We start from the raw sequence: 23,559 nt of genomic DNA, 5'->3' as shown, positions 1-23,559 counted from the left end.
AAGCACACGCCACCGGTCCCGGATCGCGACCGATGATCCGGGACGACTTGTGTACGCCCCGGACCATCCGTGCGATCAGTTGCGACGACGGCGGGCCACTAGCACCACGGCGGCCGCGATGAGCACCGCCGCGGCGATACCGATGCCCGCCATGACGGGAGTGTTGCTGTCGGAGTCGTCGCTCTCGGCTGAATCACTGGCGGCAGCAGTGGGTTTCGGAGCCTCTGCGGGCGGTCCGAAGGTCAACGGCACCGAGGCGATGATCTCCGTCGCGTTGGTCAGGCTGGTGACACTGATCGTGCAGGCACCCGGTGCCGCGGTGCAGTCGGTGCCACCGATCGCACCGACGAGCGTGATGGCCCGTTTATCCCCGGTGGGTTGCCAACTGCCCTGCCCATCAGCGGCACCCATCATCGAACCGGTCAGATTGCAGTCACCCGGACCCGCGATCCGCGGTTTGCATTGGCCGACGGCGACCGCCGCCGTATTCGCGGGCAGTCCGTCCAGGGTCACCGTGATCGTCTGCCCCACGGCGAGTCCCGTGGATTGGCTCACCTGGAGAGCCGGGGCGGCCAGTGCGGTCGGCATGCCGACGAGAAGCCCGGCCGTGGTGAGCGCGGCCAGCGCCACGAGACGTGGCCTGCCGCATATCCCCTGTGTCCCGGGCCGGGTACCGATGAGCTTCACATTTTCCTCCTGATGGATTTCACAGTCGCCGTCGATCGGCGAGGGCGAAACCGGCGACGAGCACGAGCAGGCCGGCGGTGGCCGCCCACAGCGGGGTGGACGGACCTTCGATGTCGGTGTCCGAGCGCGCGGCCGCGGCGGGGACGGGTGCCGTGGCGGTCGGTGGCCGCGCGCCCGCGAAAGTTACCGGCACCGCAGCGGAATTCGCCGCTATGACGGCAGGCGGTTCGGTGCCGGGCAGGGGCGCGGCCGCGAGCACACACTGCTGCTGGGTGCAGTCGATCTCGTGGAATCGGGGGTGCGCGGTCAGGGTCAGCGGGCCGAAGGTGCCGTCCGCGCCGATATTGACGAACGTCGCGCCGCCGGACAAGTCGCAGTCCTTCAGTCCGTTGCTGAAGCCCGCTTTGCACATGCCTACTGCGACGGCGGCAAGTCCAGCACGAAAGCCACTGCCGCTCAGTGTGATTCGCTGGCCTTCCGTCAGCTCGGACGTGGCGTCGACCTGAATCGCCGCGGGTTCGTCCGCGAACGCCGTCGCCGGAGAGCCGAGTAGGAAGCCACTGAGCGCCAGCGTCACCGCTACCCGAGCCGTCGTACCGAAACTCCTCATGGCGCACCTCTTTCACTGGACGATCCGCGCGTGCCGGGGAGCAGGCGTCGGTCAGGTCGGCCGGACAGCCACGCCGCAATGAGTACGCACATACCGAGGACGGTCAGCGCCGACCCCGTACCGACGAGCCGGCCCAGCAGGTCGACCAGACCCAGTCCCGCCAATCCCGCCGTCGCCACGACAAGTGCGCAAACGCCGATGGCGGGTGGCGTGATCTCCCAGACCTGCTCGTCGAGCGCGGTCATCGCGCGGGCGGCGGCTGCCAACGTCACCGCCAGCCCGATCGTCAATGGCACCGGCCCCGGCGCGGTCACCACGAGCAGCGCCCCGCCCGCCGCCAGAATCAACAGCACGGGAACGGCGGCGGGTCGACGGCCCGGCAACGCGACGATGGCCGCCGCGGGTGCGGCCGCGAATGCGAGCCAGATGAATTGCTCAGCACCGAATTCGTTCCACCGGAATAGCAGTAAATGCAGCGCGGGCAGCACCGTACCCCCGACCGCGAGTCCTATTGCGACATAACCGAATAAGACAGAACGAGGAGGTACCGAGTTCTTACCGACCCGGACCGCAGGCAGCCCGCCTGCGCCACGAAGCCCGACCAGTCCGACGGCCACGCCGAGGGTGGTGGTCAACGCGCCCGCGATGAGCAGGCCTGTACCGGGCTCCTCGTAGTAGTAACCACTCAGCCATGCGGCGACGGCTACTCCCCCCGCACCCGCCGCATGGAGGAAGACGAAGTTTCCACGTCCGAACTCGGCCGCGAGGGCACGACCGGCGAGCAGCAGCGGGCCCGTCGCCGCACCCGCGACGAGCGCCGCGATCGTGAACACCGCGACGGTGTCGACGACACCCGCTACGACTACCGCGACACCGGCGAGACTCCCACTCGCACTTGCCATTCCAAGCGACAGCCGCAATCGCCACAGACACAGCGCCGCGGCAAAGAGACCGAGCACCCCGGCGGTGAGCATCAGATAACCGACCACCGCCCCGGGCACCCCGAGCACACCACCGAAGGGCTTGGCGAGCAGTACCAACTGACCACCCGACACCGGCCCTGCCGCGACCGCGCAAAGCACTGCCGCACCGACACTCCCGGTCCGGCGCACGCTGTATCGAGGGTGATCGGCGTAGCCGATCGGAGTCCGTGACGGGCGCCCGCTGTCCGCATCACCTAGGGATGGGCGATGCCTCGTCATCCGTAACCTCCACTCGCGTTCCACTGAGGGAAACGCAGTTTCACGATTGCCATATCGTGCCCGCGACGTCGGACAGTGTCAAGGCGAATGTCCCGCCACCCCTGGACAGATCCTTTGCCGGGGTACAGAATCGGAACGAGATGGAAACTGCGTTTCGTCCTACGAAACGCTACGAACGAAAGGGTCCGAGTCCATGACCCGAGTCGCGGCCGCACAACTCGCTGCGGGAACCGACGTCGCGGTCAACCTCGACGCCTGCCTCCGGATGATCGACCAGGCCGCCGAAGCGGCGGCGGAACTCGTTGTGCTGCCGGAATTCTGTAACCATCTATCTTGGTACGACGATCGGGCGCATGCGCGCCGAATGGCCTGCACGCTCGGCGACACCTTCCTCACCGCCGTCGCCGAGCGGGCGCGGCGGCACCACTGCTACGTGAAGATCGGCGTCACGCTGGCGCGGGCCGACGGCCGCACCACCGGCACCGGCCTGCTGTTCGGGCCGGACGGTGCGCTGCTCGGCGAGTCCGACAAGCAGATCCTGATGGGCGCCGAGAACGACTATCTCGACGCGGGCACGGTCGAATCACCGGTGCTAACTACGCCTTTGGGCCGCATCGGCATGTACGCCTGCATGGAAGGCGTCATCAACGAGGTCGCCCGGTCGCTCGCACTGCGCGGTGCGCAGCTGTTGCTCAACAGTCTCAACTCGTTCGCCATCGACGAGGCGAGCCTGCACATACCGGTGCGCGCCGCCGAGAACAAGGTGTGGGTGGTGGCCGCGAACAAGGTCGGGCCCCTGTTGCCCGCCGAGCAACTGCCGCAGATCGCCGCCCGGCTCGGCGTGCCGCCGGATCGCCTGCACGGCGCGGGCGAAAGCCAGATCGTCGGCCCGGACGGCAGGCCGGTCGCGATGGCGCCGGTCACCGGCGAGGCGATCGTGGTCGCCGATATCGACGTGCCGCTGGCCGACGACAAACGCAGGCCCGACGGCACCGATATCCTCGCCGCGCGCAGGCCCGAGCTCTACGCCCCGCTGACCAGCGCACCGCTCGGTCGGCGTGCACCGGCCGGGTCGCCGACGCTGTCGGCCGCGCTCGCGATCGCCGACACCGAGCTGATCACCGAACTAGCGGCCGACGGCGTAGCCCTCATCGTGCTCCCCGAACTCGCGGCGATGCCGGTCCCGGAAGTCGTGCGGGCACTGCACGGTACGACCGCACACGCGGTGCTCAGCGTACGGACCGGCGGCGCGCATCACGGCGTGCTGGTCGACGCCGACGGAGTGGTCGGCTGCCAGCCGCAGCTGCACCCGACCAACCGTCATCCGTGGTTGACCCGGCAGGGCAGTGCGCTGGCGGTTTTCCAGTTGCCTTGGGGCCGAATGGCACTCGTGGTGGGTGACGACGCGCTGTTCCCGGAGAGCTTCCGGCTGGCCGCTATTCAGGACGTGGACGTCGTCGCGGTGCCGTACTCACCCACCGAGCCATGGGAATTGCCCCTCGGCCTGGCCGAGCGCGCCGCGGAGAACAGGATGAACATTGTCGCCGCGGGCAGCGACGAGCGCGGCGGACTCGTCGGCGCGATCTACGCGCTGAGCCCCGATTTCACCTTGTGGACCGCGTGGAGCGGGCCGTTCACCGGCGTGATCAGCCACCCCATCGTGACCGAAGCCCCGCCCGGTGCGCCGAGCGTGCGCGCGACCGTGCGGCCCGGGCAGGCCGTGAACCGCGCCGTATCCCGGGGCACCGACCTGGTGGACGGGCGTCCGCGGCACCCGCTCGACGCCATGACGACAGAAGCACAGTGACGACAGAACCCGGAGCGACGATGAGTGAAACAGTCCGACATGTCGAGCAGTTGGTCGACGAGACGGCCAGGACGGACGTCACCGAGACCTTTCAGGAATGGCGAGACCTGTTGAGCGGGCTGAAGTCTCGGATCGCCGAACGGTTCGACCTCACCAGAGATCCGTCGACCGACGATCTGGACAGCTACGGCGACCCGGCCACCGGCCCGTCCGGCAGCCTGGCCGCCTACACCGGGCCGGAGATCGACTGGTTGGTGCATTCCTGGATCGGCGACCCCGCAACAGGTTTCGTCAACCTGCACCTCACCGTGTGGCTCGGTCCGCAGGTCAGGGTCCCGCACCTGGGCATCGCGTTGCTGCTGTGGCCGGAGGGCTGGTTCTATGTCGACGCGGTGCCGCGTGGCGATCTGGTCGGCGACGGTGACTACTTCGACAGCTACTACGCCGAGAACGACGCACCGTGGTTGGCGTTCAAGGAAGAGCATCCCGACTTCACCTGGTTCACCAGCCGCACGGGGTTCATTCGTGGCAGCCTGTCGCCCACCGCGTACTGCTACTCCTTCCCGCCGCATCGAGCCAATCGGGAGACCGTCGCCGCGCTGCTCGGCGCGCGGGTCGAGCAGTGGCTCGGCTGGGTCGACGCCGCCGCGCCGGTGCCCGCCGACGAGCAGGCGGCATTGGCGGCACGTGACCTCGCGGTCCGCCGCAATATCGCCGAACGCGATCCCGCGAATGTGATGGGCGAGCGCATGTTCGGGGCCGAACTCACCCAGCGTCTGGTGCGTGGCCTCTGGGGTGGCGACCGCGTGCTGCCGCGGCCGGTCGCCGAAGCAGCGTCAAGTATCCGCGAGGCGCGGTCATGAGCATCGTCCGTTCGCTCTGGTGGTCGGCGCGCACGGCGGGTGAAGCGCCTTTCGATACCGCGCATTTGAAGGTCTACTACCCCGCGATCGCCACCGGCTCCGACCACGAGCGGTTGACCGGCGTCTTCGAGCCCGATCCGGCAGCCGCACCGTATCCGGTGGTGGTCTTCCTGTCCGGGGTCAATGTCGGTCAGGATTCCTATCGCCGCTTCGCCACCGCCGTCGCCGAAACCGGTTTCGTGGTGGTGACTTTCGATCGGGTCGCCGAATTGTTCGGCGGGCTACGCGGATTGACGGTCGGCGTCGACCTCGACGCGGCCCGGCCCGACGCCTACGGCACCCGCCCGACCTGTCCGACCATCGGCGCGGTCCTCGACGCGCTCACCGAGTTGAACGGCGACGGCCCCTTGCGCGGGGCACTGGATCTGGACTGCATCGCACTCGGCGGACATTCCGCGGGCGGGACCGTCGTACTCCAGTCGGCGCGCTTCTTCCCCTCGGTCGGAGCGGTTTTCGCGTGGGGCGCGCACACGATGGTGGCGACCATGCTGGGCTGGCCCGCAGGCACCGTGCTGCCCGCACAGGTCAATTGCCCCGTGTTGCTCGGCGTCGGCACCAACGACGGTGTCATCAACGGCAGCGCCGACCGGTACGGCGAGGACGGCGCCGACCGGCCCGACCCGGTGGCCCGGACATTCGACGAAGCATTGCCGCCGGGTGACCATCTGCTCGCGGTCATCCCGGAGGCCAACCACTTCGGGATCGCCGACGCCGATCCGACCGCGGCACGGGCCTTCCTCGACGGACCGGGCGACGTGGACGCGCTGGCGCCGTTCGCCCGGCTCACGTCCGCCTTCCTGCACGCACACCTGCACGATTCGGCAACGGCCCGAAGCGAACTCGCCGACTACGTCGCGGCGCAGGTGCTGCGGCCCCATCTAGCGGAGCACGAACAATGTTGAAAAACTTCTGGTACGCCCTGGAATTCGCCGACCAGGTCGGCCGCACACCGAAAAAGGTGACCTGCCTCGGTCAGGACTTCGTGCTGTATCGCACCACCGCGGGCACGGCGGTATGCCTGTCGGATCTGTGTGTGCACCGTGGCGGCGCGCTGTCGATGGGCACGCTCACCGGCGACTGTATTGCCTGTCCGTACCACGGCTGGCAGTACGACGCCGAGGGCGCCTGCGTGCGCATACCGGCGAATTCGGCGGATCGGGCCATTCCGAAGAAGGCCAGGGTCGACGCCTACCCCACGCAGGAACGCTACGGCATGGTCTGGGCCTTCCTCGGCGACCTGCCCGAGCACCAGCGCCCGCCGATCCCGGACATCCCGGTGCACGACGATCCGGCCTTCCGGATGGTGCAGTTCGAGATGGAGGTCGAGGCGAATTACGAACGCACCTTCGAGAACGTCGTGGACGCCTCGCACACGCCGTTCGTGCACGGCACCAGGTTCGGTAATCCGGACAAGCCGGAGATCCCGAATTTCACTGTCCGCAAAGACGACTGGTCCGCCGAGGCCGACATCCAACTCAGTCCCCCGCCGCCGAGCGGACTGTGGGGCCTGCTGTCCAGGAACAAGCCGCGCCCGGAGTTCGTCACCGTCACCAATGGCTGGTACCTGCCCAACGTGGTGAAGCTGCACATCCGGCTGCCCATCGGGGATCTGCTGCTCTACGACTTCAATATCCCGCTGTCGCAGGACCGCACCCTGATCAAGATCCTCGGCTATCGGAACTTCTTCACCGGCCGCTGGGCCGACGCGGACGCCCGCCGAAGAATCAAAGACATTCTGCTGCAGGACAAACCGATCGTCGAGTCACAACACCCCGAGCTGCTGCCGTTCGACCTGTCCGACGAATTGCACGTGCGCAGTGACGCACTGCAGGTCGCCTACCGGCGCAGGCGATCCCAGCTGATCAAGGACGGCTGGTGGGTCGGCGGCGACGACATCATCACCGGGGACGGGCCACGCCGCACCGCCACCGTCATCGCCTCGCCAGCCCGGCGGGACAATCCCGAACTCGAACAGGCCTGGGTGCACAAGGCCCGCAACGGAGGAACACCGCGATGAGCCTGCCCACCGAGCTCAGCGAACGCACGCTGCGGACGCTGAGCACCGCCCTCGATCTCACCACCGCCGACGACATCGCGCTGACCAGTTCCATGTCACCCGACCCGGTCGGCAGGTTGCGCGTATTGCGCGGTGGCCCGATCGACAAGGTCGTCACCGTCGATCTGGTTGTCCCGGCCATTGGCTTGGACAGCCATATGATCTTCGCGTTCACCCCGGCGGATTCGGCGATCCCGCACTTCACCCTGGACTCGGTGCGGTCCACTCACTATCACGCCATGCACCTCGATCTCATCCCCCGTGCCGACCTCGCGGTGCATCTCGCCTACCTCGACGCCGCATACCTGCCGCTCACCCCGCTGTTGGAGGCGGCATGGCAGCTAGACGGGGTATCGGCGGCGGCGATCGGACCGCGGCAGCGGGCGATGATGTCGCCGTGGATGGTCGTGTGCCGAGCCACCGAATCCGCCTTCCAGGCATTGGATGCCACCGTCGTGGGCTATCTCCAGCACTGGCTCACCCTGGTGGACAAGGGAGTTCCGGCGGTCACCGGCGATACCGCAGCTCGGGACCGCGCCAACCGCGCGAACCTGTTCAGCCCCGAGGTGGACCTGGTGTGGGCGCAGGTGGCCGGATTGCTCGGCGACGAGCAGGCCGAGCGGGTGCGGGCGGAGTTGCTCGGATGACCGCCGCCGCAGCGCCGAGCCAGTGGCAGCAGCGCATCGCCGGCGAATGGGTCGGCAGGCCATCGCTGTTCGCCGCCGACGGGGTATGGCGTGGTTTCGAGGACATCCGCCGATCGTCGGTCTTCGCCGACGGGACAACGACTTATTACATGGACGGCGGGCTCACCGGCGGTGGCGAGCTCGCGGGGCGGTTCGCCCTCGGCGCGCCGTTCGCCTTCGGGGTGGTCGACTCCGACAACGATCGGCTCTACACCGGCCCCGACTTCTACGGTGCGGGTAGGCCGTACGGCGGCTTCGTCGACGCGCACTACTACGGACCCGGCTGGCAGGTGGGTTTGAACACCTGGAACCAGACCCTCGGTGATACGCAGGTGTACTCCTCGGTGCTGTACCAGGGGCCGGCGATGATCGGCGTGTTCAATGGCGTCTACACCCGCGACCCCGCACTGCGGGACGACCTCATCGAGCACGAGACGCGTTCTGGGGCGACCCCTTTCGTGCTGCCCACCAAAGACGACTGCCGCTATGCCGGTGACTGCGAGCTGTGGGGCGCCGACCAGCAGCACCGCGGCACGGTGCGGATCGTCCTCGAGGTGACGCCACTGAGCTTGCTCACCGCCGAGCACCGCGTCACCTGGAGCGGCGCGCTCGACCGCACCTTCGAGGCGACGGTGCGCCGCGACGGCGTCCGCTCGTTCCACGAGGGGCCCGGCGCCTGGGGCAACGCGACGGCCTACGGCCGTGCCAACTATCCGGCGCTGCACCTGTCCGACGGCGGCAGACTCAACGGACGCGAATTCATGATGGACGCCGAACCGGGAATGGGCGCGGGCACCGAGCTCGCCGTGGTCTACGAACTGTTCGAACACAACAGCCTCAGCGCTGTGCTGCACGGCGTGCTGGTGCGCTCATGAACGCGCCCGCGAGCAAAACCGTCGTGGTCACCGGCGGCACCCGTGGCCTCGGGCTCGGCCTGGCCAGAGCGTTGCTCGACCGGGGGCATCGCGTCGCGCTGTGCGGCACCGATACCGCGCGGATCGACAAGCTGCGAGCCGAACTCTCCGACGCCGCACTGCTGCTGGCCGCCGACGTCACCGATCGCGCTCAGCTGCAAGCGCTCTGGGATGCGGCGGTCGCCCGCTTCGGCCGGATCGATGTCTGGATCAACAACGCGGGTATCACGCATACCCGAACGCCGATGTGGGAGCTGCCCGCCGAGGATGTCCGGAAAGTGTTCGACACCAACCTGATCGGCGCGCTCAACGGCTCCGCCGTCGCGATCGCGGGCATGGCGGACGCGGGCGGCGGGTACGTATGGAATATGGAAGGTCTCGGCAGCGACGGCCGCTCGGTACCGGGACTGTCGGTGTACGGTGCGAGCAAGCGAGCACTCACCTATCTGACCGAAGCACTCGCCAAGGAGGTGCCCACCGGTGTCTCCGTCGGTCTGCTGAGCCCCGGCATGGTCGTCACCGACCTGCTGACGCAGGGCTACGCCGATCCCGACGAATTGGCCAAGGCGCGCAGGATTTTCAATATTCTCGCCGACCGGGTCGAGACCGTCGCGCCGTGGCTGGCCGAACGCGCTGTCGCGCACCCGCGCAACGGCGCGCATGTCCGCTGGCTCACCACAACGAAGGTGCTCGGCCGCTTCGCCGCCGCTCCGTTCCGGCGGCGCGATCTGTTCGCCGAATGAGCACGAAGAATCGTAGCGATTGGAAGATGTTCTATGCCTGACGTTCTGGGCTGGCGGCGCAAGTTCGGCGTGCTCGCCCCGTCGACGAATACCGTGGTGGAGCCGGATTTCGCGCGCATGGGGGTGCCCGGGGTGACCGCGCATTTCGGTCGCATCCATATCCGGGACCAGAACATGGGTGACGATGCGGGCATGGGCCGGCTGCTCGACCAGATCCGCGCCGAGATGGACGCGACCTGCGCGCGGGTGCTGACGTGCGAGCCGGATTACATGGTGATGGGCATGTCGGCCGAGACGTTCTGGGGCGGTGTGGCAGGCAACCAGCAGTTCGTGCGGCAGATCGAGGAGGCGACCGGGCTGCAGGTGGCCACCGGCGCTGAGGCGTGCAGGCGTGCGCTGACGCTGAACGGCGCCGAGCGGATCGGCGTGGTGACGCCCTATCAACCGATCGGTGATGCGAACGTCGTCCGGTTCTTCGGCGAGCTGGGGTTCGAGGTGGCCGCGATCAAGGGATTGCGGTGCCCCACCGCGGTATCCATCGCCCATGTGCCGGAGAGCGACCTACGGGCCGCGCTGCTCGAGGTGGACAGCGACGATATCGACGCCCTCGTCCAGTGCGGCACCAATCTGTCCATGGTGCGCCTGGCCGACGAAGCCGAGCGCTGGCTGAGCAAACCGGTAATCGCCATCAATGCCGCGACCTGGTGGATGGCGCTGCGCGACAACGGTATCCGGGACCGGATCGAGGGCGCGGGCTCGCTACTGCGGGACCATTGAGCGGTCCGCGTCACGCCGCCGGAGCCAGCCTGCGGTGCCGAGCAGGCCCGCCGAGAGGACGAGCTCGCCCGCGTTGCCGAGCAGCGGGATGACGGGCGCGGCTCCGGCGACCAGCGTCATGACCGCTGCCGTAGCGAAGAGCAGGCGGTATCGATGGCGGCGCCACAGGGCTATGCCGGCCGCGAGTACGACCAAGCCTGCGATGATCGCGGGCAGGGCCGTCGCAGCAGAGCCGGCGACGTCCGTATAACGCAGTGCGCCCGCCCACCACCGGGGGCGCAGGTCGAGCTGGAGTGCGTGCAGACTCCCGATCGCGATGAGCATGCTGGCGAGAGCGACCGCAGTGGCCTGAACGCCACGACGACGCGCTACCGGGATGTCCGCCCTATCCATCGCGGCGCGCGCCCAGAGCACAAGCAAAGGGGTAAGGATCGCGTGCATTACGAAGCGCGGCACGCTCAGCAGCTCGAGGGGGCGCCCCTCGCCCAGCACGCTCCCCGAGGCGAGCACGGCGTTGTCGTAGCACAGCGCCGTACACAACACCGTGGGCAGCAAGAACATCCGGGCAGCACCGGCGCGGATCTGCGACACACCGATCACTGCGAGGGCGAGATGTCCGACCGCGAGCAGCAGGAAGAGGCCTGAAACGATCACACGGAATCCGCGGGTCGTGTGTCGAAGTCGGGCCGGATCCAGCCACTAGAGGCGCCGGATGGGACTTCACGTGCATATGTCATGTACTTCAGCCTTCCAGCAGGCGGCGGGCCTGGCGGATCACGGCCAGATCCACCATTCTGCCCGCCTCGTCGAGTAGGACCCCACCCGCCGCGGAGTCGAAGCGGTCCACCAGCGCTCGCGCGCGGTCCAACTCGTCCTCGGCAGGTGTGAATATCTCGTTGACCACCTGGACCTGCGCCGGATGGATGCAGGCGCGGCCACGAAAGCCCAGGCGCGCCAACGCCCGCGTGGATTCGCGTAACCGCTGCGGGTCCCGGAAGTCGGTGCTGACCGGTCCCAGCGGCGCCGCGATACCCGCTGCCGCACTGGCCAGCACGACCTGAGTACGCACCGCCAGCAGTTCGCGGTCGTCGGCGCTCGGTTCGATACCGAGCTCGGCCCGCAGGTCTGCCTCGCCGAGCTGGAGTCGCGCCACCCGTGGACCGGCGGCGATCGTACGGGCGTCGAGCACGGCCGCCGCGCTCTCCAGCAGCGGGCAGATTCGGATCGCGCCCGGCCGCGGTTCGTACTCCCCCAGCACCTCGGCCGCGGCCCGGACCTGTTCCACCGATTCGGTTTTCGCCAGGCAGACCGCCGACACCGCGGGCAGTGCTACTGCCGCCAGATCATCGTGCCCGGCAACTCCGGAATTGACCCGGACCCAGATCTGTCGCCCGGCAAGGGCGACGTCACGCAACCAGGCGGAGACCGCCGCGCGCGCCGCGTCCTTATCGGCCAGCGGCACAGCGTCTTCCAGGTCGAGCAGGATCACGTCCGCCGGACCGGCCAGCGCCTTGTCGAATAGTTCGGGCCGGTTGCCGGGCACATACAGCGCGGAACGCACCCGCGTGGCTCGGGTAGGCCGAGCACCAGGACCACGGCCAGAGTCGAGCACCGAATCACAGTAACCAGCCGCAACTCATCGGGTCAACAGTTCGAAACATAGTTTCTCACAAGGAAACACAAACGATGCGGCACTAGCGTCTTCCTGCATCGATTCAGGTCCACCCAAAGCCATTCCACCGCTTGACAGTCACCCCGATCTAGGTGCTAATGAACACCAACGGCTAAGAAACGCCATTCCATCAAGGGAAACACCCTGGGCATCGCCGTTGGAGTCGCCATGAATTTTCGAGGTCCGGCCCTCGCCGCCGCTGCCGCCATCGTCACCTGCCTCGCCCCCACCGCACCGGCCACCGCAGCCGATCTGTCCAGGCTGCCCGGTGTTGTCGATATTCCCTGCGCCGCAACCACTTTGCATCAAGGCGTCGACTGGTATCTGCCGACGGGCGTGCCGAAGGGCATGGTCTGGATCCAGCACGGCTTCGCCCGCACGCACAGCAATGTCGCGCAGTTGGCCACCACCTTCGCCGCGGGCGGCTATCTCGTCTTCGCCCCCGCACTCCCCTTCATCGACCTCGCCGGATGCACACTGCAGAATCTCGGCGACAACACCCGCTTCCTCGACAATGTCGCCAACTTGTTCGGCACCGCGGCGAATCCGGAGGGCGCACTGTTCCGGAGCCTGGCCGCCGCGGCCGCCGACGCGGGCCGGGTGCCCCCGCAACTGCCACGCGACTTCGTCTTCGTCGGGCACTCTGCGGGCGCGGAAGCAGTCGAGTTCGTCGCGCACCGTCTGCACGTCGCCTACCCGGACACGTGGCACCGGCTGCGCGGGTTGGTGCTGCTCGATCCGGTGAAATCGTTCCTCGGCGACAACACCGACCGAGCGCTGGCCGACCTCGACCCCACCGATCTGCCGATCCTCACCATCGCCGCGCAACCGTCGCTGTGCAACAACCTCGGCAACGGCACCGACGCCGTGCAGCAACATCTGAACCGCCCGTTCCTCGGCATCCGGCTCGGCAACGGTCTGCACACCGACGCCGAGGGCACCAGCTCGGATTCGATGGGGAACCTTCTGTGCGGCACCCCGGACGTGGCGAACACGTCGGTCCTGCAAGTGCTCGCCCGCGGCTGGTCCGACGACTTCATCGCAGGCAGCAAAACGGCCGACTACTACCCCGCGACCACCGAAGAAGCGGTGACCGCCGCCCCTGCCGTCGCCGCGGCACCGGCAGCGACGATCCTGCCCGCCAACTGAGCGGCGCACCGGAGACCCAATCGACCAGGGCTGTTTGCATCGAGGACAGCTGGGCAAGCCGGTCGCGAGAGACCTTTGTGCCCGCTCGCCCTCAGGAGGTGCGTCGAATGCCCGGATCCAGCCGTCGTTCGAAGTCGAAAACGCCGCCCGCCGTGCCCGGAGCGCCGTCCGTCACCGCCCCGTCGGTGACCGAACCGACGCAGCCGCACGAACCGCTGCCGCCGAAACCCGACCAGGCCGCCCCCCGGCCGAGCACGCCGACGGGGGTGCCGGTGCCTGCACCCGTCGAGGCGATGGCGCAGCAGGGCGCCTACCTCACGACGGCGCAGGGCGCCCGGCTGACCGACACCGACCACTCGCTGAAGGCGGGTCCGCGCGGACCGGTACTGCTGCAGGACCACCACCTCCGCGAGAAGATCACCCACTTCGATCACGAACGCATCCCCGAGCGGGTCGTGCACGCCCGCGGCGCGGCCGCGCACGGAGTGTTCGCGGCCAACGGTGCGGCGGAGAAGATCTGCTGTGCTTCGCTGTTCGAAAAGGGCAAGGAGACGCCGGTTTTCGTGCGCTTCTCCACGGTGCTCGGTTCGCGCGGTTCGGCCGACACGGTGCGCGACACCCGCGGCTTCGCCACCAAGTTCTACACCGACGAGGGCGTGTTCGACCTCGTCGGCAACAACATCCCGGTGTTCTTCATCCAGGACGGCGTCAAGTTCCCCGACATCATCCACGCGGGAAAGCCGCACCCGGACCGGGAGATCCCCCAGGCCCAGAGCGCGCACGACACCTTCTGGGATTTCGTCACGCTGCACACCGAGGCCACCGCGCACACCCTGTGGAACATGTCCGACCGTGGCATCCCGCGCTCCTACCGGATGATGGAGGGCTTCGGGGTCCACACCTTCCGGCTGATCAACGCGCGCGGCAAGACCGTCCTGGTGAAGTTCCACTGGAAGCCGAAACTCGGTGTGCACTCGCTACTTTGGGAAGAGGCGCAGATCGCCGCGGGTGTCGATCCGGACATGCACCGCCGCGATCTGGCCGATGCCATCGAAGCCGGCGCCTTCCCGCAGTGGGACCTCGGCGTGCAGGTATTCCCCGACACCGAGGACCAGACCTTCGAAGGCATCGATCTGCTCGACCCCACCAAGCTCGTGCCGGAGGAGCTGGCACCGGTGCAGGTCATCGGCACGATGACGCTCAACGCCAACCCGACGAACTACTTCGCGCAGACCGAGCAGGTGGCCTTCCACCCCGGCCATCTGGTGCGTGGCATCGACCACACCGACGACCCGCTGTTGCAGGGCCGCCTGTTCTCCTACCTCGATACCCAGATCTCGCGCCTCGGCGGGCCCAACTTCGCGCAGCTGCCGATCAACCGGCCGCACGTCGGCACCAACGACATGTTCCGCGACGGAATGCACCAGACCGCAGTGCATTCCGGTGTCGCGCCGTACCGTCCGAACAGCCTCGATGGCGGGTGCCCGTTCCTGGCCGGGAACAAGGACGCCGCGCTGATCGAGTACCCGGAGGCGGTCGCCGGGCAGAAGGTGCGCGCGGCGCCGAAGAGTTTCGATGACCACTTCAGCTCGGCGCGGCTGTTCTACGCCAGCCTGTCGCCGGTCGAGCAGGCGCACGTCGCCAAGGCCTACACCTTCGAGCTGGGCAAGTGCTACGAGAAGGCGATCAAACAACGCGCCGTGACGGTACTGCGGCAGATCGATGAGCAACTCGCTCAGACCGTCGCTGCGGGTCTCGGCTTGCCGCTGCCGGGCAAGGCGGGCAAGAAGGTCAAGGTTGCGGTGTCGCCCGCGCTCTCCCAACTCGGCGGCAAGTGGCCGACCGACGGCCGGATCATCGGCATCTTCGCCGACGAGTCGACCGACCTGAAGGACCTGGCCACCACCGTCGCCACCATCTCGGGGCAGTCGATGACCCCGCTGGTGATCGCGCCGCACGGCGGCGAACTCGAAAGGGGCGGAACACAAGTGACGGTGTCGCGCACCCTCGACACCGTCCGCTCCATCGAGCTCGACGCACTCGTCATCGCGAGCACCGCCGACGATGTCCGACTCACCCTGCTCCTCCAGGAAGCGCATCGCCACCTCAAGGGAATCGCCTACACCCCCGACGGCGCGGATGCCCTTCGCGCCGCGGGTATCCCGGACAGCTCGGCCGGTGTCGCGGCAACCAAGACCGTCGCCGCGGCCTTCGACGCGATCGCCGCGCTGCTGCCGGAGCACCGCGTGTGGGCCAGGGGCGCGGAGTACAGCAAGTAATTTCCACGGTCGAAGGCACCGGCCCGCGCGCCGGTGCCTTCGACCGTGTCGGTACTCGTGGGCCATCACAGTGATCCCCTTCTCGACGCGCCTACCGCTGAACCCATTGCGTAAACAAGATTTTCGCGACTGGTTCGGCATCAACGGATTTCCCGGCAGGACGTGGTCACCACAGTGCGCGGGCGCAACGCGGTGGCTCGGCTGACCGAGCCCTTCGCCCCCCTGAATTCCCTTGTCGCCGAACAGGTGGTCGCCTACGTCAACGCCCTGGTGACCAGCCCGCGGGTGCAGGCGTTGAGCCGCATCGACGTCGCCGAGCTCATCGACCGCGCCTTCGACACCGGCGCGAGGAGGGGCCGCGCGTACCCGTGAACGGCGACCGCCCGGTGCTCGCGCCGCCGCGAGCACCGGTCCGGTTCGGCTCGCCGACCCACCAGAGCCAGCACTAACCTTCGGCCAGTTGTTGGGCTTTGGCGTAAGCCAGGTGCAGGAAGTCGGCGCCGGCCAGGGCCGTCATCCCGTCGGCCACCAGGCGGGTCGCCCGCGGTGCGAAGACGTGTCCGATGGTGAGGGCGGTGACCGCCCAGACGTCGAAACAGAAAGGGCAGCTGAGTAATTCGCCGAAACTGTGCCGGATGCCCGCGTCCTCTTTCGGCTGCTCCATTACTTCACCGGGACCACCGGTATCGGTCTCCTCGGTGAACGGGGCGCGCACAGGCCTGGTGACGGCGGCCTTGGTCACCGTGCGGGAAAGTTTGTGTGCGGCAGCGGCGGTGGTGATCAGATCCCGCGCCGACATGCCGCGCGGAAGTTGCCGATCGGTCACCCTGCCCAACAGTGCGACCGCGGCGACGATGATCGCGTAGAGCGTCATCGTCGCCGCGTAACCGCCTAAGCGGCGCTGATTCTCGGTCATGAGCGGAAGACCGCCCGGATGCAGCCTTCCCGCTTGTTCTTGAAGATGTCGTAGCCGCGCACCGCGTCCTCCAGCGGCATGTCGTGGGTGATGAGATACGACGGATCGAGATCGCCCTGCTGGATGTAGTCGAACATCCGCGGCACGTAGCGCTGACCGTGCTGCTGCGAGGACCGGATCGTCAGCCCCTTGTTGGTCACCACACCCATCGGGAACTTGTCGGTCACGCCGTAGACGCCCAGCACCGCCACGACGCCGCCCTTGCGGCAGGCGATGATCGCCTCGCGCAACGGGGTCGCCCGGTCGGTCTCCAGTCGTAGCAATTGCTTTGCGCGGTCATAGATCTGCTGTAACCCGGTGCCGTGTGCTTCCATGCCGACGGCCTCGATGCAGGCGTCCGGTCCGCGGCCGCCGGTCATTTCCCGGATTGCCTCCGGCACACTGTCCACCGCGGTGTAGTCGATGGTCTCGGCGCCGAACTGCTTGCGCGCCAATGCCAGTCGTTCCGGGTACCGATCGACGACGATGACCTGGCCCGCGCCGAGCAAGCGGGCGGTGTGCCCGGCCATCAGGCCAACCCCGCCACTGCCCCACACGGCGACCGTGTCACCGGGTGCGATGTCGCAGAAGTCCGCACCCATCAGTCCGGTCGGCACGGCGTCGGAGAGGAACAAGGCCTGCTCGTCGGTGATGCCTTCGGGGATGGTGAAGCAGTTGACGTCGCCGAACGGCACCCGCACGTATTGCGCGTGAGATCCCTGATAACCGCCGAACGGGTGGGTGTAGCCGTAGATTCCGCCGGTCGGGTATCCCAGAATCGGTTGTTGCAGTTCGGCGTTCGGGTTCGTGGTGTCGCACGACGACCACAGTTCGTGCTCGCAGAACCAGCACGACCCGCAGCCGATGAACGACGGAACCACCACGCGATCACCGACTTTGCGCGCGGTGACCTCGCTGCCCACCTCGACGATCTCGCCCATGAACTCGTGCCCGAACACGTCGCCTTCGCGCATGCCGGGCAGATAGCCGTCGATGAAATGCAGGTCCGAACCACAGGTCGTGGTCAGCCCGACCCGCACGATGACGTCGTGCGGATTGAGTAATGACGGATCGTCGACGGTCTCCACCGCCAGATCGTTGACGCCGTTCCAACAGAGTGCACGCATTTGTCGTCTCCCAGGGTCAGTGCGCGGCCGCACGCGCGCTCGGATTGTGGGCAAGGGTGGGCAGCTCACCGGTCTGCATCAGTGCACGGGCGCGGTAGAGCGCCTTGAATGTCGCTGCGCCGGTGAGCAAGTCGGGTATCGGCGACTTCACCCGCAGGGTCACCTCGGTACCGAGATCGCGCGGCGCGTCCCGGAACGTCACCCGGATCTCCGCGGCCTCGGACGGGTCGCCGCTACCGGTGGCACGCACGAAACGCAGGCCGTTGTCCTCGGTTTCCAGCCTGGTATCCCAGGTGACCGACTCCTCGTCCGGGCGGTGCAGGATCCATTCGTAGCTCGTCGGTCCGGCCGCGCGGACCTCGGCGAGGTCGCCGAGTACCCGCGACAACTTGTCGGGATCGCGCCAGAACTGTTCGACCTCGGCCCGCGGGCGGCTGATGGTCACCGTCTGCGCGCCGCCGCTGCTACTGCCGGAGTCGATGACCTTGCCGACCAGATCCGTCAGCTGTTCCTTGGCTTTATCGATGTAACTCATCTGGACTCCTTCGTGGTCCGTCGGTGAATCAGGTTCGGGTGCTGGGATGTTCGCCGCGGCGCAGCGGGGGCAGGTGTTATGCGAGTCGTCGAACGCCTACCCGGCCGTCGAGGCCGCAAACCACATCGGCGAATTCACGCGGCGGAGCTGAGCCGAGTGCGGCAACCGAGCACACATGCTGGGGATTCGCCCAGCTCCAGGCCCGACGGGGCGCGGGGTTGCCGCCGCATATCTCGGGCTCGGCACGGCCACAGTAGGATTCGGCAGCGCCGGAGTCGGCTCCGCGCAACCCGCCGACCCGGTGGCGCCGCCTTATCAGGACAGCACCTACCTGATGGTTTCGCATCAGTCACACATGTCGGAGATGATCTCCGGCAGCCGCGCGGTCCTGGCAGGCGAGTGTCCGGCGGTGCGCGCGATCGGCGCCATGCTGGTCGCCGACCACACCCGCCTCGACGCCATGAGCGCCGCGGTCGCGCTACCCAACGGCGTGCCACTGCCCTTGACGCCGAATGCCGAACAGTCCCAGCAGATGTGGGATACCGGGATGCGCCGTACGGAGCGCTAATTCTCGGTGTCGGGCTCGGCGGGCGTGCGCCGCGAAGTGACGGGGTTCGCCGCGGGTCCGCCGGTTTCCCGATTGACGCTTTCCGGTGGATCGACGGGCAGGTAAGGGGCTCGCGCCGGGGCGATCTCGTCCAGCCGTTCGTTGATCGCGAGCGCGAGCATGTCGTGCTGCAGTGGCGGTAGCTCCATCAATCCGCTCAGGTACGCCTCCATCTCCATCCGGCCGATGATGCCGCCGAGGGCGAAGTAGCGCAGCCACAACTCGTTGACGGTCAGCTCGCTGGCTCGGTATGCCGCGGCCAGTCGATCCCGGTAGCCGTTCGCATCAGAACGATCCATGGCCGGCCTCTGCATTACGAGCGGTCGACGCGACGATCTCGGCAGCGACCGCGCGGATCGGCATCCGCCGCTGGCCGGCCAGCTCGATCAGGCGCAGGTAGGCGCGATCGGCGTCGACTTGCTCGCGCACCATCAGGATGCCGCGGGCGAACGCGATGGTTTCGCGCGACTGGAGTGCGTCTTTGAGGTTGTCGCTGAATTGCTGGGTGGACTGCGCGGTCTGCAGCTGGAGCAACAGGATGCTGATCAGTTCGGCGAACCGGCGCAGTAGATCCTCGCTGACCTCGGTGTAGGCGTGCGGCCTGCTGGAATACACCTTCACCGCACCGAGGGTGTCGCCGTCGGCCACCAGTGGCGCGGACAACACCGACGCTATGCCCAATTCAGTTGCGCGCGAAGCCCATTGCGACCAGCGCGGGTCGCGGGCCACGTTGTCCACGCGGATCAGCAGGTGGTCGTTCCAGGCCGTCAGGCAGGGTCCTTGTTCGAGCCTGTATTGCAGTGCGTCGGCCTCCGCCACCAACGGGTCGGTAGCCGCGGACGTGGTGCGCTGACCCGCACTGTCGAGCAAGCTGATGCCGGAGCCCGAGCTTTCCGGAATCACGTCGGCGGCCAACGAGGTGATCCGCGCGAGCGCTTCGGCCACAGCTTGCTCGGACCACAACAAGCCGGACGCGTGGGCGTAAGCCGCCGACAGTTGCTCGGCGACGTTCTCGGGGGAACCCCCGTCGGTCATCACAGCACCTCGATCCTGACAACGGAACACTTCGCCTGTGGTGCGGTCATGATCATCCGCTCACGCCCTCGGCGGCAGTCCGATTCATGCACACACCCCGAGCTCATCAGCAGTTCCGGTATGCCCATCGTCGGTCCCCACAAACGAGGCCGGACCGGCGGCGGCCCGCGTGTTCGGCGGCCAGCGCGAGTGTGGTGTGTGACGAGGTCGATGTCGCCGGTGCGCGAAGTTGCGCGTCGAGTGCTGGATCAGGGGTATCTGGAGATCATGACTACCTCTCACCACACCGAGGTCGGCGCCTTACCCGCGCCGCGCGGCGAGCTGTCCGCCGGGATCATCGATGTGCTCTCGGGCGCTCCGGGCAATGCTGTCCCGACGCTGCCCGAGGTCGACCCGTACGGCGAGGACTTCCAGCTCGCCCTGCATACCTGCTACGAACTGCATTACTACGGTTACCAGGCGGTCGACGACGGCTGGGAGTGGGATCCGGGACTGCTCGCCCTGCGCGCGACGATGGAGCAGCACTATCTGCGCGCGTTGCGGGCGGACGTGCCCGGCGGGACCGATCTGGACGCCGAACTCGAGCAGTTGCTGGTGACTCCGGTCGAGGAGTCGGGGGTCAGCGCGTTTCTGCGGGACGAGGGTGAGCCGTGGCAGTTGCGCGAGTACTTCGTGCACCGCTCGATCTACCACCACAAGGAAGCCGATCCGTACGCGTGGGTGATTCCCCGGCTGCGTGGTCAGGCCAAAGCGTCGCTGGTCGCGGTCGAGTTCGACGAGTTCGGCGGCGGGCGCGGTGAACGCGTGCACGCCACGCTCTACGCCGACCTGCTGGCCGGTGCCGGATTGAATCCGGACTATCTGCATTACCTCGACATCGTGCCCGCGCCGATGCTCGCGCTGGTCGACATGATGTCGCTGTTCGGCCTGCATCGCGCCTGGCGCGGCGCGCTCGTCGGGCATTTCGCGACCGTGGAGATCACCTCCCCGCCCGGCTCACGCCGGATGGCGCAGGCGCTGGGCCGCTGGGATTCCGATCCGGCCTGTGCACTGTTCTACAACGAGCACGTCGAGGCCGACGCCGTGCACGAGCAGGTGATGCGCGAGGTGATCACCGACCTGCTCGACCGGGAACCCGAGTTGCGCGAGTCCGTGGTGCTGGGCATCCAGGTGACCAACATGCTGGAGGACCGCTTCGGCGACCACGTGCTCGGGTGCTGGCGCGCGGACCGTACTTCGCTGCGCGAACCCCTGGGTGATCATGATTGATCGCGCCGCGGACGGGCATTGCCCGAAAGTGATGTTGATACGCACCCCGGGTGTTTACCGACCGCAGACAGACACATGGTTGCTGGCCGCCGCGCTGGCCGATGCCGCACTCCCCCGTGGCGGGCGCGTGGTCGATATCTGTAGCGGAACCGGCGCGCTGGCCGTACACGCGGGTCTGGCGGGGGCCGCCTCGGTGACCGCGGTCGACATCTCGCGCCGGGCGAGCATGTCCACCTGGCTCAATTGCCGGCTGCGCGGCATCGACGTCGAGGTGCTGCGCGGGGATTTCGAGGCGATGCTGCGACATCGTCAATTCGATGTGCTGCTCGCCAATCCCCCGTATGTGCCGGTCCGGCAGGGGCCACCGCCCCGTGGCCGGGCGCGGGCCTGGCATGCCGGGCAGGACGGCCGGTCGTTCCTGGACCGGCTCTGCGCGGCGACCCCGCACCTGCTGGCCCCCAACGGGACCGCGTTGATCGTGCACTCGATGGTCGCCGACCCGGACCTGACCATCACGCAGCTGCGGCGGGGCGGGTTGAAGGCCGCGGCGGTCGCGCGCACGACGATCCCGTTCGGGCCCGTGATGCGACAATGCAGCGATCACCTCGTCGACGAAGGACTGATCCAACCGGGGCAGCAGGACGAGGAATTGGTGGTGATCCGTGCCGACAGGACCCGAAAGTGACCGGCGGCGAATAACTTTCACCGAGGACGGGCCGGCGCTGATCGAAGGGCCGGTGGAGATCGTGACCGCCGACGGCACTCGAATCGACTGTGATCGGTTTCAGGTGGCGTTGTGTCTGTGCAAGCGGTCGAAGAACTATCCGCTGTGCGATACCAGTCATCGCAAGCGCAGTCGTCGCGCGAGTTGAGCCGTTCGCACAAAGTCCCCCGCCCGTTATGCGGTGACGGCGCCGAGCTCGGATCGCGCACTGCCCGTAACGAATTCGGCCTAACTGTCCTGACCTTGCAGCACCAGATCGCCCCGGCGCGCGCGGGCCGCGTTGACGGCGGCGAGCAGCACGCCGACCCCGACCAGGATCAGACCGCGTACCCAGACCTCGCCCTCGATCCGGGTGAACAGGAACAGGCACGACGCCAGCGCCAGCCACGGTATGACGGTCGGGATCCGGAAATGATCCGTCTCCCCCTCGGTGTTCCGTAGCACCAGCACCGCCGCGTTGACCGCGGAGAAGACGATCAGGAGCAGCAGCACCAATGTCGCTGCCAGCGAATCGACTTCACCGGTCAGGGCGAGGATCAGCGACACTGCGGTCGTCGCCAGAATCGCGACCCATGGGGTGCGGCGGCCTGGCAGGATCCGGCTCAGCACCGGCGGCAGCAACCCGTCACGCGCCATGCCGTAGGCCAACCGGGACGACATGATGCCGGTGAGCAGCGCACCATTGGCGACCGCCACCAGCGCGATCAGGCTGAACACCCAGTCCGGTATGTCACCGGCCGCGCGGACGACCTCCAGCAGCGGTCCGCTGGACTGTGTCAGTTGCTCTGTCGGCACACTCGCGCTGGCGACGATGCCGATCAATACGTACACCACACCCGCGGTGAGCAGAGCCGCGAACAGTGCTGTGGGATACGACTTTCGCGGGTTCTCCACTTCCTCGGCCAGGTTCACCGACGTCTCGAATCCGACGAACGAGTAGAAAGCCAGCACCGTGCCCGCCAGTACCGCACCGACCGCACCATGGTCGGCGGTACCGACCTGGGTGAGCCGATCCAGGTCGGCGTCGCCGCGCGCGATGATCCAGGCACCGAGGCCGATGATCAGCACCAGACCGCCGAGCTCGACCAGTGTCGCCACCACGTTGGCGCGCAACGATTCCTTGATCCCGCGAATATTGAGTGCAGCCAGCGCGGCCAGGAACACCACCACGACCGCCATCGACGGCAGCGAGATCAGCGCTTGCAGGTAGTCCCCCGCGAACGCCCTGGCCAGCGCGCCCACCGAGACCAACCCGGCGGCGAGCATGCAGAATCCGACGAACGATCCGGCGGCAGGCCCGAAAGCGGTGGTCACGTAGTGCGCCGAACCGCCTGCGCGCGGAAACTTGGTGACCAGCTCGGCGTAGGAACCGGCGGTGAGGGTGGCGAGCACGAGCGCGGTGAGCAACGGCAGCCAGATCGCACCGCCCGATTCGCCGGCCACCGCACCGACCAGCACGTAGACGCCGGCCCCGAGGATGTCGCCGAGAATGAAGAAATACAGCAGCGGTGTGCTCACCGCCCGTTTCAGTGCGAGGGCCATCTTCGTCCAATACCCAGATGATCTCTGTTGACGCGCGGGCCGTGCGCGGATCCGGTGTGTGGCCCGCCCGGCTGGAACTCGCGCTCCGGCCGGGCGGGCCACTTCCCCGTTCACCCAGGGACGCCGCCACGTCCGCATGGGCACGTCCACCCTAACCGCTCCGGACGCCCGCAGTGCGCACGCCACTCGGATACCACCCAGGTTCCCCGTGGATCCTGCACTCGCTCTCGGGATCCGCACCGACTTCGGAGGCCCGCAAC

The 23,559-nt window shown here is 67.7% G+C and carries 26 protein-coding genes; 15 read left to right on the top strand and 11 right to left on the bottom strand.

Going from position 1 to position 23,559, the window contains the following annotated elements; all coding sequences use genetic code 11:
* Positions 1–75: 75 nt before the first annotated feature.
* The 3 genes from NN4_RS03315 to NN4_RS03305 are packed head-to-tail and all read right to left on the bottom strand — an operon-like array spanning position 76 to position 2,499.
* Positions 76–687, bottom strand: a complete 612-nt coding sequence (locus NN4_RS03315; RefSeq protein WP_147128442.1) for a neocarzinostatin apoprotein domain-containing protein — start codon at positions 685–687, stop codon at positions 76–78.
* 19 nt (positions 688–706) lie between these two features.
* Positions 707–1,297: a GPS-CTERM domain-containing protein gene (locus NN4_RS03310; RefSeq protein WP_147128441.1), complete on the bottom strand. Its 591-nt coding sequence runs from the start codon at positions 1,295–1,297 to the stop codon at positions 707–709.
* Positions 1,294–2,499 (bottom strand): hypothetical protein, encoded by a 1,206-nt coding sequence (locus NN4_RS03305; RefSeq protein ID WP_147128440.1) that lies wholly within the window; start codon positions 2,497–2,499, stop codon positions 1,294–1,296. The genes NN4_RS03310 and NN4_RS03305 overlap by 4 nt, the downstream gene beginning before the upstream one ends.
* A 193-nt stretch (positions 2,500–2,692) precedes the next feature.
* Here NN4_RS03305 and NN4_RS03300 point away from each other — a divergent pair, with 193 nt between their 5' ends.
* Genes NN4_RS03300 through NN4_RS03265 form a run of 8 tightly spaced genes read left to right on the top strand, consistent with a single transcriptional unit; the run spans position 2,693 to position 10,405 of the window.
* The gene (locus NN4_RS03300) at positions 2,693–4,306 is read left to right on the top strand and encodes a carbon-nitrogen hydrolase family protein (RefSeq protein WP_147128439.1); all 1,614 of its coding nucleotides are present in this window, start codon (positions 2,693–2,695) and stop codon (positions 4,304–4,306) included.
* A 20-nt stretch (positions 4,307–4,326) separates the two neighbouring features.
* Entirely contained in the window at positions 4,327–5,169 is an 843-nt protein-coding gene (locus NN4_RS03295; protein ID WP_147128438.1) for an oxidoreductase, read from the top strand.
* Complete coding sequence (locus NN4_RS03290) at positions 5,166–6,131, top strand: alpha/beta hydrolase family protein (RefSeq protein WP_147128437.1); 966 nt, start codon at positions 5,166–5,168, stop codon at positions 6,129–6,131. Before NN4_RS03295 ends, NN4_RS03290 begins: the two co-directional genes overlap by 4 nt.
* Entirely contained in the window at positions 6,125–7,246 is a 1,122-nt protein-coding gene (locus NN4_RS03285) for an aromatic ring-hydroxylating dioxygenase subunit alpha (RefSeq protein WP_147128436.1), read from the top strand. The genes NN4_RS03290 and NN4_RS03285 overlap by 7 nt, the downstream gene beginning before the upstream one ends.
* Positions 7,243–7,932: a hypothetical protein gene (locus tag NN4_RS03280; RefSeq protein ID WP_147128435.1), complete on the top strand. Its 690-nt coding sequence runs from the start codon at positions 7,243–7,245 to the stop codon at positions 7,930–7,932. Before NN4_RS03285 ends, NN4_RS03280 begins: the two co-directional genes overlap by 4 nt.
* Positions 7,929–8,846 (top strand): hypothetical protein, encoded by a 918-nt coding sequence (locus tag NN4_RS03275; RefSeq protein ID WP_147128434.1) that lies wholly within the window; start codon positions 7,929–7,931, stop codon positions 8,844–8,846. The genes NN4_RS03280 and NN4_RS03275 overlap by 4 nt, the downstream gene beginning before the upstream one ends.
* The gene (locus NN4_RS03270) at positions 8,843–9,628 is read left to right on the top strand and encodes an SDR family oxidoreductase (RefSeq protein WP_147128433.1); all 786 of its coding nucleotides are present in this window, start codon (positions 8,843–8,845) and stop codon (positions 9,626–9,628) included. The genes NN4_RS03275 and NN4_RS03270 overlap by 4 nt, the downstream gene beginning before the upstream one ends.
* Before the next feature lie 33 nt (positions 9,629–9,661).
* Positions 9,662–10,405: a maleate cis-trans isomerase family protein gene (locus NN4_RS03265; RefSeq protein WP_147128432.1), complete on the top strand. Its 744-nt coding sequence runs from the start codon at positions 9,662–9,664 to the stop codon at positions 10,403–10,405.
* Here NN4_RS03265 and NN4_RS03260 read toward each other — a convergent pair.
* Positions 10,388–11,059: a hypothetical protein gene (locus NN4_RS03260; protein ID WP_147128431.1), complete on the bottom strand. Its 672-nt coding sequence runs from the start codon at positions 11,057–11,059 to the stop codon at positions 10,388–10,390. The genes NN4_RS03265 and NN4_RS03260 overlap by 18 nt on opposite strands.
* Positions 11,060–11,147: 88 nt before the next feature.
* Positions 11,148–12,017 carry an HpcH/HpaI aldolase/citrate lyase family protein gene (locus NN4_RS03255; protein WP_222594960.1) on the bottom strand — a complete coding sequence of 290 codons (870 nt, stop codon included), beginning with the start codon at positions 12,015–12,017 and terminating at the stop codon, positions 11,148–11,150.
* A gap of 228 nt (positions 12,018–12,245) precedes the next feature.
* Here NN4_RS03255 and NN4_RS03250 point away from each other — a divergent pair, with 228 nt between their 5' ends.
* The 3 genes from NN4_RS03250 (at position 12,246) to NN4_RS03240 (ending at position 15,877) form a co-directional block, all read left to right on the top strand.
* Positions 12,246–13,226 carry an alpha/beta fold hydrolase gene (locus tag NN4_RS03250; protein ID WP_147128430.1) on the top strand — a complete coding sequence of 327 codons (981 nt, stop codon included), beginning with the start codon at positions 12,246–12,248 and terminating at the stop codon, positions 13,224–13,226.
* Between the two features lie 107 nt (positions 13,227–13,333).
* Positions 13,334–15,505 (top strand): catalase, encoded by a 2,172-nt coding sequence (locus NN4_RS03245; RefSeq protein WP_147128429.1) that lies wholly within the window; start codon positions 13,334–13,336, stop codon positions 15,503–15,505.
* Between the two features lie 162 nt (positions 15,506–15,667).
* Entirely contained in the window at positions 15,668–15,877 is a 210-nt protein-coding gene (locus tag NN4_RS03240) for a hypothetical protein (protein WP_147128428.1), read from the top strand.
* A 73-nt stretch (positions 15,878–15,950) separates the two neighbouring features.
* Here NN4_RS03240 and NN4_RS03235 read toward each other — a convergent pair whose 3' ends face one another.
* The 3 genes from NN4_RS03235 to NN4_RS03225 are packed head-to-tail and all read right to left on the bottom strand — an operon-like array spanning position 15,951 to position 18,122.
* Positions 15,951–16,421 carry a DUF1360 domain-containing protein gene (locus tag NN4_RS03235; RefSeq protein WP_147128427.1) on the bottom strand — a complete coding sequence of 157 codons (471 nt, stop codon included), beginning with the start codon at positions 16,419–16,421 and terminating at the stop codon, positions 15,951–15,953.
* Positions 16,418–17,587 carry a zinc-dependent alcohol dehydrogenase gene (locus NN4_RS03230; RefSeq protein ID WP_147128426.1) on the bottom strand — a complete coding sequence of 390 codons (1,170 nt, stop codon included), beginning with the start codon at positions 17,585–17,587 and terminating at the stop codon, positions 16,418–16,420. Before NN4_RS03230 ends, NN4_RS03235 begins: the two co-directional genes overlap by 4 nt.
* Before the next feature lie 16 nt (positions 17,588–17,603).
* Entirely contained in the window at positions 17,604–18,122 is a 519-nt protein-coding gene (locus NN4_RS03225) for an SRPBCC family protein (RefSeq protein ID WP_147128425.1), read from the bottom strand.
* Positions 18,123–18,297: 175 nt separating this feature from the next.
* Between NN4_RS03225 and NN4_RS03220 the strand changes: the two genes are divergently transcribed.
* A complete protein-coding gene (locus tag NN4_RS03220; protein WP_147128424.1) occupies positions 18,298–18,690 on the top strand; it encodes a DUF4142 domain-containing protein in 393 nt (130 codons plus the stop codon).
* Here NN4_RS03220 and NN4_RS03215 read toward each other — a convergent pair.
* On the bottom strand, positions 18,687–19,028 hold the full coding sequence (locus NN4_RS03215; RefSeq protein WP_246180681.1) for a hypothetical protein: 342 nt from the start codon (positions 19,026–19,028) through the stop codon (positions 18,687–18,689). The genes NN4_RS03220 and NN4_RS03215 overlap by 4 nt on opposite strands.
* Positions 19,015–19,764, bottom strand: a complete 750-nt coding sequence (locus NN4_RS03210; protein WP_147128423.1) for a GAF and ANTAR domain-containing protein — start codon at positions 19,762–19,764, stop codon at positions 19,015–19,017. The genes NN4_RS03215 and NN4_RS03210 overlap by 14 nt, the downstream gene beginning before the upstream one ends.
* A gap of 267 nt (positions 19,765–20,031) precedes the next feature.
* On the opposite strand from NN4_RS03210, the gene NN4_RS03205 reads away from it, so the two are divergent.
* Genes NN4_RS03205 through NN4_RS03195 form a run of 3 tightly spaced genes read left to right on the top strand, consistent with a single transcriptional unit; the run spans position 20,032 to position 21,905 of the window.
* Positions 20,032–21,033, top strand: a complete 1,002-nt coding sequence (locus NN4_RS03205) for an iron-containing redox enzyme family protein (RefSeq protein WP_147128422.1) — start codon at positions 20,032–20,034, stop codon at positions 21,031–21,033.
* 31 nt (positions 21,034–21,064) lie between these two features.
* Positions 21,065–21,718: a HemK2/MTQ2 family protein methyltransferase gene (locus NN4_RS03200; protein WP_147128564.1), complete on the top strand. Its 654-nt coding sequence runs from the start codon at positions 21,065–21,067 to the stop codon at positions 21,716–21,718.
* Positions 21,696–21,905, top strand: coding sequence for a CDGSH iron-sulfur domain-containing protein (locus NN4_RS03195; protein WP_147128421.1), 210 nt, complete (start codon positions 21,696–21,698; stop codon positions 21,903–21,905). The genes NN4_RS03200 and NN4_RS03195 overlap by 23 nt, the downstream gene beginning before the upstream one ends.
* 80 nt (positions 21,906–21,985) lie before the next feature.
* Here the strand turns inward: NN4_RS03195 and NN4_RS03190 are convergent, their stop codons facing one another.
* A complete protein-coding gene (locus NN4_RS03190) occupies positions 21,986–23,299 on the bottom strand; it encodes an APC family permease (protein WP_147128420.1) in 1,314 nt (437 codons plus the stop codon).
* Positions 23,300–23,559: the final 260 nt, after the last annotated feature.

The organism is Nocardia ninae NBRC 108245 (assembly GCF_007990755.1).
Lineage (GTDB): Bacteria > Actinomycetota > Actinomycetes > Mycobacteriales > Mycobacteriaceae > Nocardia > Nocardia ninae.
Note: the sequence above shows the minus strand (reverse complement) of the source record. Positions and strands in the feature narration are given on the sequence as shown.

Excerpts from the sequence above, each read along its gene's own strand:
- NN4_RS03310 (WP_147128441.1), bottom strand. The coding sequence starts at position 1,297 with ATGAGGAGTTTCGGTACGACGGCTCGGGTAGCGGTGACGCTGGCGCTC.
- NN4_RS03305 (WP_147128440.1), bottom strand. The coding sequence starts at position 2,499 with ATGACGAGGCATCGCCCATCCCTAGGTGATGCGGACAGCGGGCGCCCG.
- NN4_RS03300 (WP_147128439.1), top strand. The coding sequence starts at position 2,693 with ATGACCCGAGTCGCGGCCGCACAACTCGCTGCGGGAACCGACGTCGCG.
- NN4_RS03295 (WP_147128438.1), top strand. The coding sequence starts at position 4,327 with ATGAGTGAAACAGTCCGACATGTCGAGCAGTTGGTCGACGAGACGGCC.
- NN4_RS03290 (WP_147128437.1), top strand. The coding sequence starts at position 5,166 with ATGAGCATCGTCCGTTCGCTCTGGTGGTCGGCGCGCACGGCGGGTGAA.
- NN4_RS03285 (WP_147128436.1), top strand. The coding sequence starts at position 6,125 with ATGTTGAAAAACTTCTGGTACGCCCTGGAATTCGCCGACCAGGTCGGC.
- NN4_RS03280 (WP_147128435.1), top strand. The coding sequence starts at position 7,243 with ATGAGCCTGCCCACCGAGCTCAGCGAACGCACGCTGCGGACGCTGAGC.
- NN4_RS03275 (WP_147128434.1), top strand. The coding sequence starts at position 7,929 with ATGACCGCCGCCGCAGCGCCGAGCCAGTGGCAGCAGCGCATCGCCGGC.
- NN4_RS03270 (WP_147128433.1), top strand. The coding sequence starts at position 8,843 with ATGAACGCGCCCGCGAGCAAAACCGTCGTGGTCACCGGCGGCACCCGT.
- NN4_RS03265 (WP_147128432.1), top strand. The coding sequence starts at position 9,662 with ATGCCTGACGTTCTGGGCTGGCGGCGCAAGTTCGGCGTGCTCGCCCCG.
- NN4_RS03250 (WP_147128430.1), top strand. The coding sequence starts at position 12,246 with ATGAATTTTCGAGGTCCGGCCCTCGCCGCCGCTGCCGCCATCGTCACC.
- NN4_RS03245 (WP_147128429.1), top strand. The coding sequence starts at position 13,334 with ATGCCCGGATCCAGCCGTCGTTCGAAGTCGAAAACGCCGCCCGCCGTG.
- NN4_RS03235 (WP_147128427.1), bottom strand. The coding sequence starts at position 16,421 with ATGACCGAGAATCAGCGCCGCTTAGGCGGTTACGCGGCGACGATGACG.
- NN4_RS03230 (WP_147128426.1), bottom strand. The coding sequence starts at position 17,587 with ATGCGTGCACTCTGTTGGAACGGCGTCAACGATCTGGCGGTGGAGACC.
- NN4_RS03225 (WP_147128425.1), bottom strand. The coding sequence starts at position 18,122 with ATGAGTTACATCGATAAAGCCAAGGAACAGCTGACGGATCTGGTCGGC.
- NN4_RS03220 (WP_147128424.1), top strand. The coding sequence starts at position 18,298 with ATGCTGGGGATTCGCCCAGCTCCAGGCCCGACGGGGCGCGGGGTTGCC.
- NN4_RS03215 (WP_246180681.1), bottom strand. The coding sequence starts at position 19,028 with ATGGATCGTTCTGATGCGAACGGCTACCGGGATCGACTGGCCGCGGCA.
- NN4_RS03210 (WP_147128423.1), bottom strand. The coding sequence starts at position 19,764 with ATGACCGACGGGGGTTCCCCCGAGAACGTCGCCGAGCAACTGTCGGCG.
- NN4_RS03205 (WP_147128422.1), top strand. The coding sequence starts at position 20,032 with ATGACTACCTCTCACCACACCGAGGTCGGCGCCTTACCCGCGCCGCGC.
- NN4_RS03200 (WP_147128564.1), top strand. The coding sequence starts at position 21,065 with ATGTTGATACGCACCCCGGGTGTTTACCGACCGCAGACAGACACATGG.
- NN4_RS03190 (WP_147128420.1), bottom strand. The coding sequence starts at position 23,299 with ATGGCCCTCGCACTGAAACGGGCGGTGAGCACACCGCTGCTGTATTTC.